We start from the raw sequence: 19,654 nt of genomic DNA, 5'->3' as shown, positions 1-19,654 counted from the left end.
TAAACAACTGGAAATCATGTGTACTCCCATGTGTAAGACCTAATGAAATAATCTGCATCGTTTCATAATGAATGATGAGTTGAGCTTTGATCGTATGTCGTTTTTTCTTACCGCTGTAGAATCTTTTCTGTTTTTTTGGGACGCTCAATTGTCATTTCAGTTGCATCGACAATAACAACATTCCAATCTATCCCTGCACCATGCGGTAGTTTCTTAGGTAAATGAAATTTATCAGATTTTATTAAAATATTTTCTATTTTATGAATAATTCTGGACGCAGTTGATTCGTGGATTCCATAACTCATAGCAACATGAAAGAGCGTGCGATATTCACGCCAATAACTTAGCGTCATTAACAGTTGGTCTTCAAGTGAAAGACTCGAAGGTCTACCTCGTTGAGTATTGACTTGGCTTGACTCTAATACTTCAAGCATTTCTAAAAAGGTTGAGGGTTGTATTCCAATCAGTCGTTTAAACTGACTATTTGATAGCATCTTTACTTTTTCATATTTCATGTACTCATGATAGTAGAACATGACTTTTTAATCTGGATAAAAAACAAACAAAACGTTGATCGTTTTTTGATTTTTGCAAGAAGTCTAATATATAAATAAAATTAGCATTTGTTAGCTTGGAAATTGCAACTTTATTATTCTATTGAAAATAAATCATCAGCTTGCGCACTTCAGTCTTGTTAATATATACGAACTAGAGAGAGGAGTGTCTAAATGCAGTTGATGCCATTACCAAATTGTCAGTTGAAGTGTGGTCGTTTAAGTTTAGATTTATCTCAACCTCAAATTATGGGTATTCTGAACGTAACTCCTGATTCTTTTAGCGATGGTGGGTTGCATCATCAAAAAGATCAAGCAGTACAACGTGCATTACAAATGATTGAGCAGGGCGCTACTATCATTGATATAGGCGGAGAATCTACCCGTCCAAATGCTTCACCAGTCGAACTAGAAGAAGAAATTCGCCGTGTGATTCCTGTGGTTAAAGCATTATCAAAACACGATGTGATCATGTCGATTGATACCAGTCAGCCTGATGTGATTCGAGCGGCAGTGAAAGCAGGTGCACATATTTGGAATGATGTTCGTGCTCTAACTCGTCCTATGGCATTAGAAACCGCTGCCGAATTGAATATACCTGTAGTGTTGATGCATATGCGTGGTGAGCCGACTAATATGAATCAGTTAGATCAATATGAAAATGTGACAGAGGACGTGATTCAAGAATTACAACAGCGTCTATATCAAGCTGTTCAAGTTGGAATCAAACCTGAAAATATTATTCTCGATCCTGGTTTTGGTTTTGCTAAAAATGCTCAACAGAACTTTCAATTACTAAACGAGTTTTGGAAACTGAATCGCATGGGATTTCCTTTGCTATCTGGTTTATCTAGGAAAAGATTTATTGGTGATGCATTAGCGGGTATACCAGCACAAGAGCGTACAGTAGGGAGTGTCATGGGGCATATGTTAAGTATCCAGCAGGGTGCGAGTATTGTTCGCGTACATGATGTTAAGGCGACTAAAGATGCAATCAATGTTTGGAATAGAATGTTGTTCAGTTCATTGTAATTTAAGAGAAATTATGAAGATAAAGATACATTAACATACGGTGTATCTTTATTTTTTTACGTAGAATATTAATCAAAAGATATATTTAAAAAATTGAAATTAGATCTAGGGGTTTTAAGATGTATCAATCAAAGAAAATTTTGAGTTTAGCAGTACTCAGTTCTATGCTCGTTGCTTGTGGTAATCCAGTCAGGGAAACAGGCATTGTTGCTATGTCACCGCCGCCGACTGCGCACATGTCTTCGGAAATGGCACGTAAGATGGTCACACCGTCTTACATAGCTGCAATCCCTGCACCTGAGCGAGTAAAACTTGAGGCAAACACAGAAAAATATCAAAAGAATGAAGTCAATCCAGTTCATCGCGTAGCTGAGCAAGCAATTTCTACTTTTAGTATCGATGTTGATACAGGAAGTTATACCAATACAAGACGTTTTCTAAATGATGGTCGCTTGCCTCCTGTTGATGCTATTCGTGTCGAGGAAATGATTAATTATTTTGATTATCAATATCCTCAACCTGTTGGAATCCATCCATTTTCAGTGACAACAGAAACTGTTGATTCTCCATGGAAAGAAAATGCCAAATTAATCAAAATTGGCATTCAAGCAAAAGATTTATCAGTCAAACAGTTACCTGCTGCTAATCTTGTTTTTTTAGTCGATGTTTCAGGCAGTATGGATGATCCAGATAAATTGCCATTAGTGAAGCAAACATTAAGAATCTTAACTGAACAGCTTCGTCCCCAAGATAAAGTAACGATTATTACTTATGCGAGCGGGGAAAAATTAGTTTTAGAACCCACCTCAGGTGATCAAAAAGATAAAATTCTTCGTGTAATTGATGAGCTTCGTGCGGGTGGGGCTACATCAGGAGAGCAGGCGATACAACTAGCTTACAAACAAGCTGAAAAAGCATTTATTAAAAATGGAATCAATCGCATTTTATTGGCAACGGATGGCGATTTTAATGTTGGAATTACAGATTTTAGTACCTTAAAAGGTATGGTGGCTGAGAAGCGTAAAAGTGGAGTTTCTTTGACTGCATTAGGTTATGGTACAGGTAATTACAATGAAGAATTAATGGAGCAAATTGCTGATGCAGGTGATGGTAATTACTCTTATATCGACAATAAGAATGAAGCTAAAAAAGTCGTGCAACGTCAGTTATCTTCAACATTAGCCACTGTCGCTCAAGATGTTAAAATTCAAGTTGAATTTAATCCAGCAACTGTTAAAGAATATCGATTAGTTGGTTATGAAAATCGTATGTTGAAACAGGAAGATTTTAATAATGATAAAGTTGATGCTGGAGATATTGGAGCAGGAAATAATGTCACAGCACTATATGAAATTATTCCTGTGGGTCAGCAAGGCTGGAATAATGATTCACGCTATCAAGCAAGCACAAAAATCGATGCTTCAAAGAAAACAGAATATGCATTTGTAAATTTGCGCTATAAATTGCCAAATCAAGATAAAAGCATCTTATTGAATCAAGCTGTTCAGCTTGGTAGCAAGCCTCTAGAAAAAGCCAATAGTGATACAAGATTTGCGATTGCAGTAGCTTCATATGCACAGCAATTAAAAGGTGGACAATATAATGGTGCAGTGGGCTGGGATCAGATCATTCAACTTGGTCAGCAATCTACTCAACCTGATCCATATCAAATGCGTGCAGAGTTCGTAGAGCTTGCTAAGATCGCCAAGAATTTAAGTGCACGAAAAGATTAAAATCTGTTTTCTAAAAAGCGGTTGATAGAGCCGCTTTTTTTATGCCTAAATATCGTGCTTTACATGAGATTGTGATATAAGCATGTCGTTTTATTGATGTATTCATTTTTATGTTTGAAAATTTACTTCTCCCGATGTTTGATGATGATTATTATCCCGATATTCTCGTAGCTGAAATCAAACAACATATTAAGCAATTTTCAAAGAAAGTCAGTCGGTCTGATTTATCTGAAATGGAAATTTACGCAGTAGCTCATCAAACGATGAAAGAAATCAATGAGATGAAACCTCAGTTTGAAGATTTAGAGTCAAGTCTAGATGATACAGCTGCAGATTATATCGCTGAAGCTATGATGATGATTGTTCAAGATGCAGGTTATCTTGATATCGAAATGGAAGAGTTAATTGCCAATCGAGAGTGGTAATCACACTCTCGATATAATTATTTAATAATTACTGCTGAGTTACCTCTTTTTCACTCCATAATTTAGGTAACTTTATTTGGCCAGAAATCCAAGCTTCAACTTTGTTCTGTTTTACTCTTTTGTAATATTTACTTTGACTATGAACGAGTAGCCCAATCGTATCTCCTTGTTGAAGATGGGTATTAATACTTGGTAACTCAACATCTTGATAATTCTGTGTCTTTAAATTTAATCCAGAAATAATTTGGTCATAAAGCTGCTTACGTTTTGGGTTAAATGGCGTTGTTTGTTCATTAAGAGTCTTATATTTCCCTGTTTGAGCTGACTTGACTGCCATTGAAATAAAAAAAGTTGCATCATCATTTTCTGTTTCGACAGCAAGTGACAATAAAGATGATCCTGTGATGAAGCTTTTTTGATTTGCTGTATGGATAGGAATAAATACATCCTGAGTTGTGTTTGGTGCAATCCATGTTTTGTTCAAATCGTAGGATGTAATCGGTTTTAAATCATTGATTTGGATTACTGGACTTTGATCAATACAGACTTCAGGAAGTTCAGATGATGAATTTTGATCTTTTAGTTTGAGGTCGAACCAGCTTATTATGGTTTTTTGTAAATCGTAGCTCTTTTGATTCCCACAACGAATAGATTTTCCAATATACCAAAAAGGTGTACTGCCCAAAGGAGAGTGTTGAGCAAATGGCTGTAGATGCCCACCTTCGACACCGATCAAATGAACTTGACGATTCGCTTCTTGCAAGCATTTTGTTGCTTTCACACCTTCATTAAATGGGAAAAGTACATCTCTAAATCCCTGAATAATTAAAGCATCAGCCTGAGGACGTTGTTCACGTTGGCAAAACCAGCTAGCTTGATGTGTTTTTAGAAAATCATAAATGGAAGGGTTGAGTTGTGGCTGTTGAGTATCTCGATATGCTTGTTTTAATTCTGGGTCGAATTTGTTCCAGTTCCACCAGTCTCCAATCAGATTTAAGAAATCAATCCAATTACTTTTTGGCACACCATTTGGGGCTAAACTTTCAACAATATCGTACCATGTCGTAATAGGCACAATTGCTTGTAATCGTTTGTCTAAAGCTGAAGCAATATATTGCACACCGCCTGCATAGGATTCACCAATCATTCCAGCACGAACACCATTTTGATTTTTAGCCAGTTGCGGTAAATTTTGTTCAGCCCAATTTAAAATCGTAATGACATCTTGTGCTTCTTTTTCAGGGTCTGTTAAGCGAATCTTTCCTTGACTCCCCCCATGTCCTCGTTGATCAAAACTGATGACCCAATAGCCTTTTTTCCAAGCTGATTTAGCGACTTGTCCGGTTGGAAGTAAAAAACCATACAAGCTTAGTTCAGGGCGGTTCATGCGAGATAGGCCGAAACCATGTGTATGGAGGATTAATGGGGCAGTTTGATTTGTTGATAGTTTGGGTTGATAGACGGTAAAAGCAATCAAGGTTCCATCAGAAGCTTTTGTTTTGACTTGATAATAACGTTGTTTTAGCTCAGTCGTATGAGCTTTAGAAATTTGATTTGGTTGAACAGTGGCATGCACACAGCCTTGTAAAATCAAAAATACAGCGAACCAAATCCATAAAAGGCTACTACGCATTGATTCTTTCATCCTTGAATAAATCTATCTATAAGTATTGTAACTGTTGCATAGCGGGTTATGCTATCGACGAGTCGGTCATTTTACTGACCAACTCGAATTCTGATTAGCTAGTATTTAGTTCTAGGACAGGTATACGCAAAAAGACCAAAACACAGCAAGACCAATCCAGTAACCAAATATAAATGGATTTGCTCATGATTAAATAAAGTACCCCAAATTGTTGCCAGTACTGGTGTAATAATCGTAATGAGCATGACTGTTGTTGGATTGAGTTTCTGGACTAAGTGAAAATAAAAAATCATAGCCAAAACTGAAGAGCACAAAGCACTATAGAGTAAAGCTATAGAGGTTTGAATGCTTGGCAGCTCTGTTGGAATTGATGACAGAAAAAAGGGAAGTAGGCATACATAACCTAACCATGACATGATTGTTGAACCTGTCATTTGAATGATAGGGTGTATACCAGCTCCAACTCGTGCAATTGCAAACATAGATAATACATAGAGCATCACTGCAATGATTTCATAAATCACGCCAACAAGATCAAGTTGAATATCGCGTGAACCGATACCCATTGTCAGTAACAAGCCTATAAAGGCAATCGCCAGACCAAACCATTGGCGGTTATGAAATCGTTCTTGTTTAAGGATAAAAACTGAAATCAAACCTGTCCATAAAGGTGCTGTTCCATAAATGATTGAAATCATGCTCGATGAAACTCGAGTTGCTCCCATATAGCAAAATGTCATAGAACCAAATAGTCCCAATGCACCTGCGAGATAACTCATCAGTGCCTGTTTACTGAGGGTTAATTTAAGTCGAAAGCAGACTAAACAAATGAGTGCTAAAGGAATGGCCAAACTGAATCGGATAAACAAGCCCCACGCCCAATGAATCTCATGCACGGTCCAGACGGCTGCTAGCGGAGTAAGCGACCAAATCAATACAACCGCAATAAATTGCCCGACTGTAGCAAGGCGAGGGTGAAACATCGCTACAGTCGGCGAAGTCTGTGTTGGTGAAATAAAATTCTTTTGTTGTAACTGTGTCATTTGATAACTTCCTTATGGATGGGTTTTTTTATGCAATAAAAAAAGGTCGCTGTTGAGGCGACCTTTCTGTTGTGAATGTTTTATTTAGTCATTCATTTGATCAATGTTAGAAAAGTTTCCTCGCATAAAAATGCAGACACGTCGCCATGCTGCATAGGCTGAGACGCGATGCGAAATTTGTACTAAGCGTGGAGAAAAACTTTTCGATTTAGTCATAAGAGGTTTAACTGAATATTTGTAATTTTTATAACATAAGATATGTCTAAAAAATAGTCATATTTATAGTGGCAATAAAATAGATTTAAGAAAAATCATATTTTAAAAATTGATTATTAAATAGAATTTCTCATAATAAATAGATCGGACTACATTGAAGTATTAATTTGTCTAATTTAGAAATTTTCGCCGTTTTAGTTAGTATTATTGGCGTTAGCTTAACCATAAAGCGAAATATGTGGTGTTGGGGATTTAATGTATTCGCATGTGTTCTCTATGCATATCTTTTTTATAATTTTAAGCTCTATGGCGAAACGATTCTACAGTTCTTCTTTGTAGGTATGAATCTATATGGATTGTATGTATGGTTGACAGGAAAACGCCAAGATCATGAAATTCGCGTTGAAACAATAAATATAAAATCGATGTATCTGCACATAATTTTAGCGTCAATTGGTGGTTTGTGCTTCGGTGTGTTCCTTAAACAATTTACGGATGCATCTGTTCCAATGCTGGATTCACAGTTAGCAGCATTTAGTTTACTAGGAACCTATTGGACAAGTCGAAAATATATTGAGACTTGGATTTTATGGATCGTCGTTGATATTGTTTATGTGGGTATGTTTCTCTATAAAGAGTTACTGTTAACCGCAGGCTTGTATGCGGTATTTGTAGGTTTAGCGGCTTATGGTTGGTGGCAATGGCAACAGGTAAAGCGCAATCAAATTGCGATGTAAGGAAATGGGTAGTCTGAAACTACCCATTTTTTGATTTATTGTGCAGAGGTGGTTAAATAACTTTGGACCGCTTTGCGCCCAATAGCTGGATCATCAGTAAATACACCGTCAACACCTGCTTTAAAGTAGAGTTGCATTTCTTTGATAGAGCCAGATTCACAACGTTCGTCAGCTTTTGAGCTGCATTTTAAGGATTCAGCCAAGAAATTATTCTCAGGTCTGAAAGTATAAGGATGAACTTTTAAACCAACTTGGTGTGCATCTTTAACAAAGGATGTGGTTTCAGTCATGCTTGCATCTTTAAAGACATATACTTTCCATGGTCCAACACCATTTGCATAGCTTGCCACTTCTTTTAAGCCTTGAGCGGTTGCCATATCTCCATATGTTGTCGAGATTTGTTTAGCAACATAGTCTGCTGGTCGAGCTGATTGTTCATCGTAAAGCTGGATGAGTTGAGCGTGTTTGAGGCTCTTGTGCAAATCTAACTGTTGTTTAAGGTATTTTAAATTGCTTACTTCAAATGATTGAAGATAGATTGGAGCAATATCTCGACTGTATTTATATTTAGATAAAGTTTGAAGTAAACGATCTTCCATTGCTAGATTTTGATTTTGGAAATACGTTGGATGTTTCGTTTCTATATATAAGCCGACAATCTTGCCGGTTTTTTTGTAATGAGCATCAGCAAGTTCAATTATTTGCTCTAGAGTCGGAACTGGATATAAATCATTGTATTTAGTATTTTCTGGTCGATACTGTGGAATTCGTTCACGCGCTTTCAGTTGCTGTAGCTCATTTAAGGTAAAGTCTTCTGTAAACCAGCCTTCAATACTTACGCCGTCAATGACTTTAGTTTTTTTACGATTAGCAAATTCTGGCAATTCTGCAACATTGGTAGTTCCACTAATTTCATTTTCATGACGTGCGACTAACACACCATCTTTGGTCGAAACTAAATCGGGTTCAATGAAATCTGCACCATCTTCGATAGCTTTTTGATAGGAGGCGAGTGTGTGTTCTGGGCGTAGAGCACTAGCACCACGGTGACCAACGACTAAGATTTTCGGTAGCTCATAATTCGGTTGTTTGGAGTTGGTTTGATCATTATTGTCATCATTACAACCAACTAAACTGAGTAAGCTCAGGCAAATCACTGCTTTTTTTAACATAAATTGACTCTTTCATTTTTAATTAAAGCAGTCATTGTGCAAATTAAATTTATCAAATGGATGACAATAAGATGATAATTTTATGAATTTTTTATAGATAAAAATAAACCCAGTTTAACCTCTTGATCAAACTGGGTGAGATAATAATTTTCTTAGGATTTATTTTCCCAGTAGGGCCAATTTGCCTCAGGTGTAAAACGATAATCTTGCTCTAGCCAATACGAATGATTGGAAGAGGATTTATCTTTCAAGCCCATGATATGCATTAAATTCTGATCCAGTTCAGCAGTATTGAGATTTGTGTCTTTATTCACGCCTGTTAAATTTAACTTATCCGACCACATGATGACAGGAACTTGGTAGCCTGCTTTGGTCGTTGGGCTATGACCAGCATAATCTAGTTCATGTCCAACTTCATTGCCGTGATCTGAAACTACCGTGAAAGATCTAAAATCAGGTAAATGATCAGCTCTTAAAGTGTCCAGCATTTTTGCCAATAAATGATCTTCATATAGCACTGCATTGTCATAATCATTACGTAAGGAACGAATCCAAGGATCGATATTTCGTGCTTTTAAATCTGATTCAACACGATCATTACTATTACTATTAAATTTATTGAATGTCGTTGGGTAGCGTTCTTGGTAATTAGGATGAGTCCCGATCAGATGTAAAATAATAAGTTTCTTTTCGACGGGATCAGCAAGTGCCTGCTGGTAAATAGGCAGTAAATTTTCATCTAAAGATGAGCTGCTACGACCTGAACGGGTATTTTTATAAATGGCTTGATCCGCATAAGAGCCAAACAATGATGATAGATAACTATCATCTTGATTACTTAGCCAATAAATTTTATATCCTGCTGCTCGAGCATAAGCCAATACACTTTCGGGTGAATATTTTTTATGTTCTGATGCAGGGCTTTCAGTCAATAAAACACGTAAAGCATTGATGGTAGATGGCGATGGCGAAAATGCATTACAGAAAACTTTAATCTCTGAAAGTCGTTTATTCAACTCAGGTGTGGTATCTCTAGGGTAACCGCAAATGCCAAGATTCAAACTGGTTAAGCTTTCTGAAAGCACTAGGACATGGGTTTGTTTACCTTTGGCCTGTCGCGTCATGACTAGATTTTTTTCAGCACTTAAATCCCATTGCTTATGTACATTCTTATGTTGTTTTACTCGCCCACGGAAATCTTGAATCTTAGTTTGATATTCTGTCCAAAAAATAAGAGGATGCACCTTGCGAGAAGGTTTCATCAAATAGCTAGTCAAACTTAATACAGTAAGCAAAATGATAAATGAGCGAAAGATTTTACTTTGCCAAATTTGCTCTACATGTTGGACTTTAATTAATTTAAAGACTGCAAAACTATGCAGCGCGATGAGAATAATTAAACTGATAAAAACAGTAGATACTGCGACTGAATGAAGTTGTAGAAATTCCCAAATTTCTTGGCGATTAGTATTGGCAATCGCTTCAATAATAAAGTAGGCTTCACTATCACTACTAAACAGAAACCATGTACTTGATCTGAGTAGTGAGTCGAGTAAAAAAATAAACCACCACAACAAAGAAAAAATATACCAATATGTTTTTCTTCGCGTGATCGCAAAGTAAGTAAAAATAACGCCTGGTAGGGATAAAAAACCTAGACGTAAACCATCTGATAGGTTTCCTGCAACAATTAACAAACCACCTGTAACGAGAGCAGGCAGCAGAATAAGTAGCAGAATATTAAAACTTTTTAAGCTTGCCGTCATAAATGTCAAGTACATTGGGAGAGAGAGCCGAACACGCTAATATCTGTGGAAGTTCTTGACCTGTCAATCTGTATTTGTGAAGTATTTGATTGCGCAGTAAATTAATTTTAAATGTATGATCTTCATTTCAAAATGCTTCATATATTAAAGATGTGAACCTTGTAATAAAATCCATTATTTCTCCTCATTTTCTTCGATTTGAAATGATATGTTAAAAGGCATGGTGTTTGCTTAATTGTTCAGTAATGATCAAGAACTGAACTACTCTTATTAGTCTCATTTAACAATTGACTGTTTCAGAAAATGGAATGAACAGCCATGCTATCCAAGTTTTTTATTGAGCGACCAATTTTTGCCACCGTACTCGCGATTATCGTTATGGCGGTTGGTATTTTTTCGATACAAAATCTCCCTGTTGAGCGATATCCAGATATCGCGCCTCCTCGAATTACTGTTTCTGCAACTTATAGTGGTGCAGATGCTCAAGCTGTTGAAGACAGTGTGACGCAAGTGCTTGAACAACAGATCAAAGGAATCGACAATTTACTGTATTTTAGCTCCAGCAGTGATGCGAGTGGTAATAGCCGAATAAGTTTGTTCTTTGAACAGGGCACAGATCCAGATCAAGCACAAGTCCAAGTCCAAAATGCAGTTAATGGGGCAATCAATCGTTTGCCAGAAGATGTTCAACGTCAAGGGGTGAACGTACGCAAGTCACTAAGCGATTCATTTATGGTGATTGGTCTAGGTGATAAATCTGGACGTTCAACAAATTTAGATATTTCTGACTATTTGACCAATAACTTTGAGCTTAATTTGAGCCGTATTGAAGGGATTGGTGAAGTTAATATTTTTGGTTCGCAGTATGCAATGCGAATTTGGTTGGATCCACAAAAACTACAGAGCTATCAATTACAAGTTAGTGATGTTCGATCAGCATTAGAAAATCAAAATACTCAAGTAGCTGCAGGTGCAATTGGAGAACTCCCTTCGGTTGAAAATCAATATCTGAATGCGAAAGTGACCTCAGGGTCTTTGTTACGAACACCTGAACAATTCGAAAACATCGTCGTAAAAGCAAATAATGATGGGCAATTTATTTATCTAAAAGATATCGCACGCGTTGAAGTAGGAGCAGAAAATTATCAGGTCTTTAACCGTTTAAATGGTTATCCAGCATCAGGTCTTTCGCTGTCATTGACCGTTGGTGCAAATGTAATGCAAGTTGCTGATGCAGTATATAAAGAGGTCGCACGATTAGAAAAAGCATTACCTGAAGGGTATTTTGTGGTGTATCCACGTGATGATACTCCTTTTGTAAAAGAGTCTATGTCACAAGTGGTTTCGACATTAGTTGAGGCAATTATCCTCGTTGTCTTAGTGATGTTTATCTTCCTCCAAAACTGGCGAGCAACACTCGTTCCTGCTGTGACCGTACCCGTTGTGATTTTGGGGACGTTTGCTGTTTTATCTGTTTTAGGGATGAGCATTAATACCCTGACATTATTTGCGATGGTATTGGCAATTGGCCTGTTGGTCGATGATGCGATTGTTGTGGTTGAAAACGTCGAACGTCTTATGCACGAACAGCAATTAAGTGCTAAACAAGCTTCGATTCAGTCCATGCAGGAAATCAGTGGAGCATTGGTCGGGATTACTTTGGTTCTAACTGCGGTTTTTATTCCGATGTCGTTTTTTAGTGGAGCAACAGGCATTATCTATCGACAGTTTTCGATAACCCTTGTCGTTGCCATGGTGCTATCACTTTTTGTTGCTTTGATTTTGACTCCAGCAATGTGCGCCATTTTACTCAAACCGCAACAGAAACAGGCGAAATGGGCGATCTGGTTCAATAATAGTTTGGACAATATCAAAACGCGTTATTTGAAGTTTTCAAGTAAGGTTATTGGTTTTAAAGTATTTTCTTTAATCGCGATTGTTGGCTTAATTGCAAGTTTTGTTTTGGTTTATCGAATTCTTCCAACGAGTTTCCTACCTCAAGAAGATCAAGGTTTGCTGGGAGTACAATTTACGCTTCCACAAGGTACACCGATGAGTAAAACAGAAGCGGTAGGTAAGACGATTTCTGATTATTTCCTTGAAAATGAAAAAGCAAATTTGAATGGTGTCATGGTCATCCATGGTCGAAATTTCTCTGGTACAGGACAAAACCTTGGACAAGCATTTATTTCTCTTAAACATTGGGATGATAGACCTGGTTCAGAAAATAGTGCTCAACAGATTCGTGCTAGAGCGATGCAATATTTTTCCAAAAATAATCAAGCGCGAATCATGGTGATTATGCCTTCAGTGATTCGCGGTTTAGGTAACTCAGACAAAATGGATTTCTGGCTTCAGGATACTCAAGGTTTGGGGCGGGATAGTCTTGTGAAGTCTTTTGAAGCTTTACAACAGCAGGGCAATCAGCAGGATTCTGTAGAGAATCTCGATAAAAAAAGCAATGATGATCAAGCCGTATTAAATATTAAGATCGATTATAAGGCTGCGATGATTCATGGTCTTAATGTAAATGATATTAACCAAACTTTATCTACTGCTTGGAGCGGAAGCTATATCAATGACTTTATTGATCGTGGACGGATCAAACGTGTCTATTTACAAGGTGATGCACCATATCGTTCAAAGCCTGAGGATCTAAACTATTGGTATGTAAAAAATGCCAGTGGACAAATGGTGCCTTTTACTCAATTCAGCCAAATAGATTGGCAAGGTGCACCACCGATGTTAGAGCGTTTTATGGGTTACCCTGCGATCAATCTCGAGGCTGATGCAGCTGCTGGTTTTAGCAGTGGGCAAGGCATGCAAGCGATTCAAACTTTAGTAGATCAAATGCCCGAAGTCGGATTGGAATGGAGTGGTCTATCCTATCAAGAGCAACAATCGAGTAATCAAGCGATTTGGTTATATCTGGTTTCAGTCGCGTTTATTTTCCTTTGTTTAGCAGCACTTTATGAAAGTTGGTCTATTCCATCTGTTGTGATGGCAGCCATTCCTTTAGGAATTGGGGGAACGATTATCTTTAGCTATCTATTTGGCTTTGCTAATGATATTTATTTTCAGATTGCACTATTAACCACGATTGGTTTGTCATGTAAGAATGCAATTTTGATGGTTGAGTTCGCAGCAAGCTTACAGCAACAGGGTCGCAATAGTTTAGATGCGGCATTGCATGCGGCAGGTTTACGTTTAAGACCGATTCTAATGACATCAATTGCTTTTGGTGCGGGTGTTATCCCATTAATGTTTTCAACAGGAGCAGGGGCGCTGAGCCGACAAGCGATTGGTTTTAGTGTGTTTGGCGGTGTGGTTTTTGGAACTGTTTTGGTGCTGATATTTATTCCATTTATGTACGTGTTAGTCACACATTACTTTAAGCCTAAAATGAAAACTGCAAAATTATAGATCATTAAAACTTTAAGTTTTTCGGATGAACAATTTGATAGGGGGTATTTTACTTTTGAGTCAAATTGTTCATTTTTGTTGTGTAGGTTGAGTAAAAAAAGAAATATTTGTAGTTTTGCCCTGCCGTATAAGCGGTTCTAAGAGGTTTTTTTCCCTAAATGGACATACATAGTTGTGATTTATTCATAATTTCACATTTTTTTATTCATCAAAATCAGGATGAAGAGCTTCTTTTATCAGTCAAATAATTGACTGTACATCACTTTTCATTGCTGCTTATTTGTAGTGAAGAGATCCACATGAGCTATAACAACTTTTTATATTTATTAAGCGACGCGTTAAAAAATAATCATATCGAACTCGCTCTAGCATCACTAAAAACATTTCGCCCTGTTGATATTGCAGATGTATTGACCCAGTTATCTTTAGATCAAAGTCAATTATTATTGACCCATTTGCCTGATCGTGCCTATGTGTTTTCATATCTAGCACCGAATGAACAAGTCAAATTAGCAAAAGTTATGCCACGAAATACCTTGGCTGAAATCATAGGTGAAATGTCATCTGATAAACGTGCAGATGTATTTAAGTGTTTGGATGAAGATCAACAAAATGCATTGTTGCCTGCACTCGCACAGGCTGAAAGAGAAGATATTCGCCAGCTAGCATCCTATCTAGAAGGAACAGCTGGTGCGATTATGAGTTCGGAATATGCAACCTTAAAACCCAATATGCAGGTCAATGAGGCAATCAAAATGTTGCGTTTAGAGGCCCCTGACACTGAGACGATTTATTTTGCATATGTTCTCGATGAAGCTAGAAAGCTTCTAGGTGTATTATCCTTAAAGCAACTCATCTTAGCAGCTGAAGATCAAAATATTAATCTACTTATGGAAACTAATGTACTCACAGCTTATGTCGATACAGATCAAGATGAGGTTGCAAAGACGATTGCACGTTATGATCTATTGGCATTGCCGATTATTGATCGCAAGGGCATGATGGTCGGTATCGTGACCTATGATGATGCGATGGATGTTGCTAGTGAAGAAGCAACAGAAGACTTTTTAAAAGTAGGTGCAGTAAATGCATCATCGAAACTTAGTATTAAATCTGCTCCGATTCTTCAGCTCTATCAAAAACGTGTCTTTTGGTTGGTGTTTTTAGTTTTTGGTAGTTTGCTTTCAGGTATCGGAATAGCTCACTACGAAGATGTGATTGCCCAAAACTTAGTTTTAGTTTTTTTCTTACCGTTACTTGTGGGGAGTGGAGGAAATGCTGGTTCGCAATCATCTACTCTGATGGTGAGAGCTTTAGCGACAGGCGATGTCCAATTTAAGGACTGGTTTTACTTACTCGTACGTGAAAGCCTAGTCGCGTTGTGTTTGGGGGGAACAATGGCGATCGCCGTATCATTACTAGGTTTTTTCCGTAGTGATGAAATGGTGGCTTTAGTCCTTGCCCTAAGTATGATGGGAATCGTATTGATGGGGTGTTTGATTGGTATGAGTTTGCCTTTTATTCTGAATAAAGCTGGTTTAGATCCTGCAAGTGCTTCTGCGCCTTTAGTTACTTCGATTTGTGACGCAACGGGTGTCATTGTTTATTTGTTTATTGCTTCAATGATTTTATTCTAAATTTTAATAATAAATGTACCGACAAAATCTAAAAACTACTTTATTCTCAAGCATAAACGTAGTTTTTAGGTTAGATTGATGACTGGTCAAACAGAACAAAAAAAATTAACTCAACAGCAAGCAATCGCAGTCGAGCGAGATTTAGCTAAATTTGCCAACACAATGGATAGTTTAGTCCGAATTCCCTTCACGAAACAGGGCGTTGGTGCGGATGCTGCATTAAGCACAATCCCATTTGCAGGAGATATTGCGGGTTTCATTCTGACCATGTATGCCTTTAAAAAGGCAAAAGAAGTTGGTGTACCGCAACATAAATTAGCTGGTGTAATTAAGCTTGCCATTCTCGATATGCTGGTTGGATTTGTACCGATTGTTGGGACACTATTTGATGTATTTATACGTCCAAGTCGTAAAACATTAGAGATTGTGCATGACCACATCCAAGAAGAATACCAAGTGCATAGTGATATTCATGTGGTACATCCTTTTTTGCATGAGTCTTTGGAACAAAAGCAAAAGACCTCAGCATTTTGGCGTAATCCTATTGTAAGTTGGATTTGGTTACGTATTCCTGATCTATTAGGAATTGCTGTATTGATCTTACTGATTCTCGCTGTTTGGCTCGGTGTCAGTTATTTATGGCAACTTTATCAGTCATTCTAATCGGCTTAATTTGCACTCATAAATATAAATAAAGCCTCCATTAAGGAGGCTTTATTTTCTTTAATCTATTTGAATTATTGAACATTTAATTGTTGTAGAGCTGCTACACGTTGTTCAATACTTGGGTGAGTTTGGAATAAAGCTGCTAAGCTGAAACCTTGCTCTTTACCTTCAGTAATCGCAAAAGCTTTCATTTCTTTTGGCATTTGATCAGGCATTTCTGATTCTGCTTGTAAACGGAGTAATGCCGAAATCATGGCTTGTTTACCCGCTAAACGTGCTCCAGCCTCATCTGCGCGGTATTCACGTTGACGAGAGAACCACATCACAATCGTAGAGGCTAAAATACCAAATACGATATCGAGAACAATGGTAATTGCGAAGTAAGCAAGACCAGGTGCTTCTCCATCTTCACGACCAAAGACATTGCGGTCAATGAAATCACCTGCTACACGTGCAAAGAACATCACAAAGGCGTTCACAACACCTTGTATTAATGCCAAAGTGACCATATCACCATTAGCAACGTGACCGATTTCATGTGCAAGAACCGCACGCAATTCATCTTTATTCATTCGCTCAAGTAAGCCAGTTGATACAGCTACTAAAGCATCATTCTTGTTCCAACCCGTTGCAAACGCATTTGATTGGTATGACGGGAATATACCCACCTCAGGCATTTTGATACCTGCACGTTGGGATAATTGAGCAACTTCTTGTAACAACCACGCTTCAGCCTGATTTCGAGGCGCATTTGGGTCAATTAATTCAGTTCCAGTGGTTTTTTTAGCCATCCACTTCGACATGAAGAGGGAAATTAATGAACCCACCATACCAAAGACAAAACAGACGACCAAAAGGTTGCCTAGATTCAAGCCACCCGCGCCATGGTAACTACCGACACCGAAGAGTGACAAGATAATGCCAGCTACAACCAGTACCGCGAGGTTGGTTAGCAAGAACAAACCAATCCGCATCATTGAGAAAACCCTCATGTAAAGAAAAAGTAATCTGATTTATAAATTTAAATCATGATCATAATATGCAGGGCAATGCTTAAAAATTCAAGTAAAAAATGGGCGTAGATACATTAAGCTAATAAAACAATGAACTAGTATTTAAACAGTCACTTAGCGAGTGAGAAAGTTATAAAATCAACACTAAAATCATAGTATGAGAATATAGGCTAAACGATCATTCGCTAATATTTATTCGGGCTGATGCAGTTGCATTTGCCGTAGTATATGTACCTGATGGTGCATCAGTAAAAGTACCATCAGCTAGGGTAATGATTTGTCGGTTATATTGTTTTGGTGGGGGACTCGGTTCGCTTCGTGGTGGAGTAGTGTAGTTCGCAGACTGAGCTAGTACTTGTCCACTTTGAGCAGACGATGAATTACTCATGCCTAGACCAGAAGCATATAAGTTTTGATAACGACTAGTTACTCGACGGACATAATCTTGAGTTTCTCTGAATGGAGGAATTCCACCATATTTATCAACATTACCTTCTCCAGCATTATAGGCTGCTAGTGCAAGTTGAGTATTTCCATTAAATCTTCGTAGTAACCAACTGAGGTATTTTGCACCAGCATATATGTTTTGTTGAGGGTCATATGCATTACTTACATTAAAACGTCGAGCCGTTGCTGGCATGAGTTGCATTAAACCTTGAGCGCCAACAGGAGAACGTGCGTTGATATTAAATCCTGATTCAGTATGCATCACGGCTTTGATTAATCCTTCTGCAACTCCATGTTGTTGAGCTGCTTGTCGAATTATTTGATCAAATGCATTTTTATTACGACTATAGCTAGGAAGTACTGAAGCTTCACTCGCACCCCAGTTGCTATAACTGTGAATATTACTGTCAGGATAATAAGTGGCTTTTACCACTTTGAGATGGCTATATTCTGCCTTTTTCTTATTGGTGAGAAGTGTAGTGCCGTTAGTATCTTTGAATTGATAAATGGTCTGACCAGCATATATTGCTGAGCAGCTCATTAAACCGACTGTCCCCAACCAAAGGGCGAAAAAATAATTTTTACTATCCATCGTTATAATATTCGCAAAAAAAAGCATAATTTCTTCACAGCAGTTTAACAAAAAAAATCATAAAAAAAACTTTTGCTACAATTTTTTTAATTTTGACTGTCTGACAAAAATCAAGTCCTTTTGTGCGAATGTTCATCAAAAAAAATTAAATATTTTTTTTGAAAACGAAAACTTGACATATATAAGTAATTGATTTTAATTGTTAAAAAGTGTTGGTTAAAAAGTGATCAATTTGATCGGAAGCCTTATTTTCAGATAAAAGCAGTTTGTCAATAGCGAAGAAATCCACAATTTTATCCACAGGTTTTGTGGAAAACTGTGGAAAAGTTTGAAATATAAGCAATCTAGCTAAATCTGATCAAATTTGATGCAGGTTTTGTCAGTATCCTTTTTAAATATGACGAATGAAAGAAATTGAAAAATTCTTTTGGTGCGCAAATTTTCGGAATCGGATAAAATCTCGCGGTATTTTTGTTTATGGGTAAATCACGTCTATGTACGCGCCAGTGGAGTCCAACCAAGGATTTAATTTCAAGCCAGAACTTCCGACAAGTTCGGCGTATTATCGCCTGTTGAAAAAACTTCGTCGCCAAGTAGGGCATGCAATTCGTGATTACAACATGATCGAAGATGGCGATAAGGTAATGGTATGTGTGTCTGGAGGTAAAGACAGTTATACATTGCTTGATATCTTGTTGCAGTTTAAGCGCATTGCACCGATCAATTTTGATATCGTGGCTGTGAATCTTGACCAAAAGCAACCTGGTTTCCCAGAAGACGTGCTACCACGCTATATGGAAGAAAATAACATTCCATATTATATCCTTGAGAAGGATACCTATACGATTACTAAGCGTTTAACGCCAGAAGGTAAAACGTATTGCGCCGTTTGCTCTCGTTTACGTCGTGGTTCACTCTATGGTTTTGCTCAAGAAATTGGCGCGACCAAAGTTGCATTAGGTCATCACCGTGATGACATCATGGCGACATTCTTTTTGAACTTGTTCCATGGCGGCAGTTTAAAAGCGATGCCACCAAAATTATTGTCTTCGGATAAAAAGAACATTCTGATTCGTCCATTGGCATATGTTGAAGAAAAAGACATCATCAAATATGCAGAGTTAAGAAAGTTCCCGATTATTCCTTGTAATCTTTGCGGTTCGCAAGAAAATCTACAGCGTGCGATCATCAATGACATGCTACGTGAATGGGATAAACAATATCCGAAACGTTTACATAGTATTTTTGGGGCATTACAGAATGTTTCTCCATCACAACTAGCGGACCGTGAATTATTTGATTTCGAGGCATTGGATAGTCAACGTGAGTTTGATATGAAAGATCCAGAAGAAATGAAAAATCGTCTCGATGTGGTGAATTTGAGTTTTGCTGCAGAGTAAAATGTAAAAGTTTTTTAAAAGGCACTTTGATAAGTGCCTTTTCTTTATAAATTTTTTAAAAATTGAATATCGCGTACAAAAAATCATAGCCTAAAATAAAAATTACATGCTATAACAGGGCACGAGCAAAAAGCTTCATGTGATGTCGTCTGG

16 protein-coding genes are annotated in these 19,654 nt (G+C 37.5%); 8 read left to right on the top strand and 8 right to left on the bottom strand.

Annotated elements, in window-relative coordinates; genetic code table 11:
- Together MKL32_RS16185 and MKL32_RS03145 are read right to left on the bottom strand one after the other, a co-directional pair.
- Positions 1-148: transposase (locus MKL32_RS16185; RefSeq protein ID WP_442866712.1), on the bottom strand; the 148-nt coding region annotated here is incomplete at its 3' end.
- Positions 108-515 carry an IS5/IS1182 family transposase gene (locus MKL32_RS03145; RefSeq protein WP_019509710.1) on the bottom strand — a complete coding sequence of 136 codons (408 nt, stop codon included), beginning with the start codon at positions 513-515 and terminating at the stop codon, positions 108-110. The genes MKL32_RS16185 and MKL32_RS03145, both read right to left, overlap by 41 nt.
- Positions 516-728: 213 nt before the next feature.
- Here MKL32_RS03145 and folP point away from each other — a divergent pair, with 213 nt between their 5' ends.
- The 3 genes from folP to MKL32_RS03130 all read left to right on the top strand — a co-directional run bounded on the left by folP (position 729) and on the right by MKL32_RS03130 (position 3,744).
- A complete protein-coding gene (gene folP / locus MKL32_RS03140; protein WP_075696728.1) occupies positions 729-1,586 on the top strand; it encodes a dihydropteroate synthase in 858 nt (285 codons plus the stop codon).
- A 119-nt stretch (positions 1,587-1,705) separates the two neighbouring features.
- The gene (locus MKL32_RS03135) at positions 1,706-3,319 is read left to right on the top strand and encodes a vWA domain-containing protein (RefSeq protein ID WP_204379433.1); all 1,614 of its coding nucleotides are present in this window, start codon (positions 1,706-1,708) and stop codon (positions 3,317-3,319) included.
- A 110-nt stretch (positions 3,320-3,429) separates the two neighbouring features.
- Positions 3,430-3,744 carry a DUF5713 family protein gene (locus MKL32_RS03130; RefSeq protein ID WP_004963525.1) on the top strand — a complete coding sequence of 105 codons (315 nt, stop codon included), beginning with the start codon at positions 3,430-3,432 and terminating at the stop codon, positions 3,742-3,744.
- Positions 3,745-3,772: 28 nt separating this feature from the next.
- On the opposite strand, the gene MKL32_RS03125 is transcribed toward MKL32_RS03130, so the two are convergent.
- Together MKL32_RS03125 and MKL32_RS03120 are read right to left on the bottom strand one after the other, a co-directional pair.
- Positions 3,773-5,377 (bottom strand): alpha/beta hydrolase family protein, encoded by a 1,605-nt coding sequence (locus tag MKL32_RS03125; RefSeq protein WP_270900151.1) that lies wholly within the window; start codon positions 5,375-5,377, stop codon positions 3,773-3,775.
- A 110-nt stretch (positions 5,378-5,487) separates the two neighbouring features.
- Positions 5,488-6,432, bottom strand: coding sequence for a DMT family transporter (locus MKL32_RS03120; protein WP_270900150.1), 945 nt, complete (start codon positions 6,430-6,432; stop codon positions 5,488-5,490).
- Between the two features lie 383 nt (positions 6,433-6,815).
- Here MKL32_RS03120 and pnuC point away from each other — a divergent pair, with 383 nt between their 5' ends.
- Positions 6,816-7,385 carry a nicotinamide riboside transporter PnuC gene (gene pnuC / locus MKL32_RS03115; protein WP_270900149.1) on the top strand — a complete coding sequence of 190 codons (570 nt, stop codon included), beginning with the start codon at positions 6,816-6,818 and terminating at the stop codon, positions 7,383-7,385.
- 35 nt (positions 7,386-7,420) lie between these two features.
- Here pnuC and MKL32_RS03110 read toward each other — a convergent pair whose 3' ends face one another.
- Positions 7,421-8,557, bottom strand: coding sequence for a glycerophosphodiester phosphodiesterase (locus MKL32_RS03110; RefSeq protein WP_004963513.1), 1,137 nt, complete (start codon positions 8,555-8,557; stop codon positions 7,421-7,423).
- Between the two features lie 152 nt (positions 8,558-8,709).
- Entirely contained in the window at positions 8,710-10,323 is a 1,614-nt protein-coding gene (locus MKL32_RS03105) for a phosphoethanolamine transferase (protein ID WP_126132498.1), read from the bottom strand.
- Positions 10,324-10,641: 318 nt separating this feature from the next.
- On the opposite strand from MKL32_RS03105, the gene MKL32_RS03100 reads away from it, so the two are divergent.
- From MKL32_RS03100 to MKL32_RS03090, 3 genes are all read left to right on the top strand, one after another.
- Positions 10,642-13,746 (top strand): multidrug efflux RND transporter permease subunit, encoded by a 3,105-nt coding sequence (locus MKL32_RS03100; protein ID WP_004956054.1) that lies wholly within the window; start codon positions 10,642-10,644, stop codon positions 13,744-13,746.
- A gap of 299 nt (positions 13,747-14,045) precedes the next feature.
- Positions 14,046-15,383, top strand: a complete 1,338-nt coding sequence (gene mgtE, locus MKL32_RS03095; protein WP_204378787.1) for a magnesium transporter — start codon at positions 14,046-14,048, stop codon at positions 15,381-15,383.
- 78 nt (positions 15,384-15,461) lie between these two features.
- The gene (locus tag MKL32_RS03090) at positions 15,462-16,046 is read left to right on the top strand and encodes a DUF4112 domain-containing protein (RefSeq protein WP_270900148.1); all 585 of its coding nucleotides are present in this window, start codon (positions 15,462-15,464) and stop codon (positions 16,044-16,046) included.
- Between the two features lie 74 nt (positions 16,047-16,120).
- Here the strand turns inward: MKL32_RS03090 and htpX are convergent, their stop codons facing one another.
- The gene (gene htpX, locus MKL32_RS03085) at positions 16,121-17,026 is read right to left on the bottom strand and encodes a protease HtpX (RefSeq protein ID WP_004908232.1); all 906 of its coding nucleotides are present in this window, start codon (positions 17,024-17,026) and stop codon (positions 16,121-16,123) included.
- Between the two features lie 214 nt (positions 17,027-17,240).
- Complete coding sequence (locus MKL32_RS03080; protein ID WP_004956064.1) at positions 17,241-18,101, bottom strand: lytic transglycosylase domain-containing protein; 861 nt, start codon at positions 18,099-18,101, stop codon at positions 17,241-17,243.
- 494 nt (positions 18,102-18,595) lie between these two features.
- Between MKL32_RS03080 and ttcA the strand changes: the two genes are divergently transcribed.
- A complete protein-coding gene (ttcA, locus tag MKL32_RS03075; RefSeq protein WP_004908226.1) occupies positions 18,596-19,501 on the top strand; it encodes a tRNA 2-thiocytidine(32) synthetase TtcA in 906 nt (301 codons plus the stop codon).
- Positions 19,502-19,654: the final 153 nt, after the last annotated feature.

Origin of the sequence: Acinetobacter sp. AOR34_HL, assembly GCF_027854795.1 — a bacterium.
GTDB lineage: Bacteria > Pseudomonadota > Gammaproteobacteria > Pseudomonadales > Moraxellaceae > Acinetobacter > Acinetobacter junii.
This window is presented reverse-complemented; position numbering and strand designations above follow the sequence as displayed.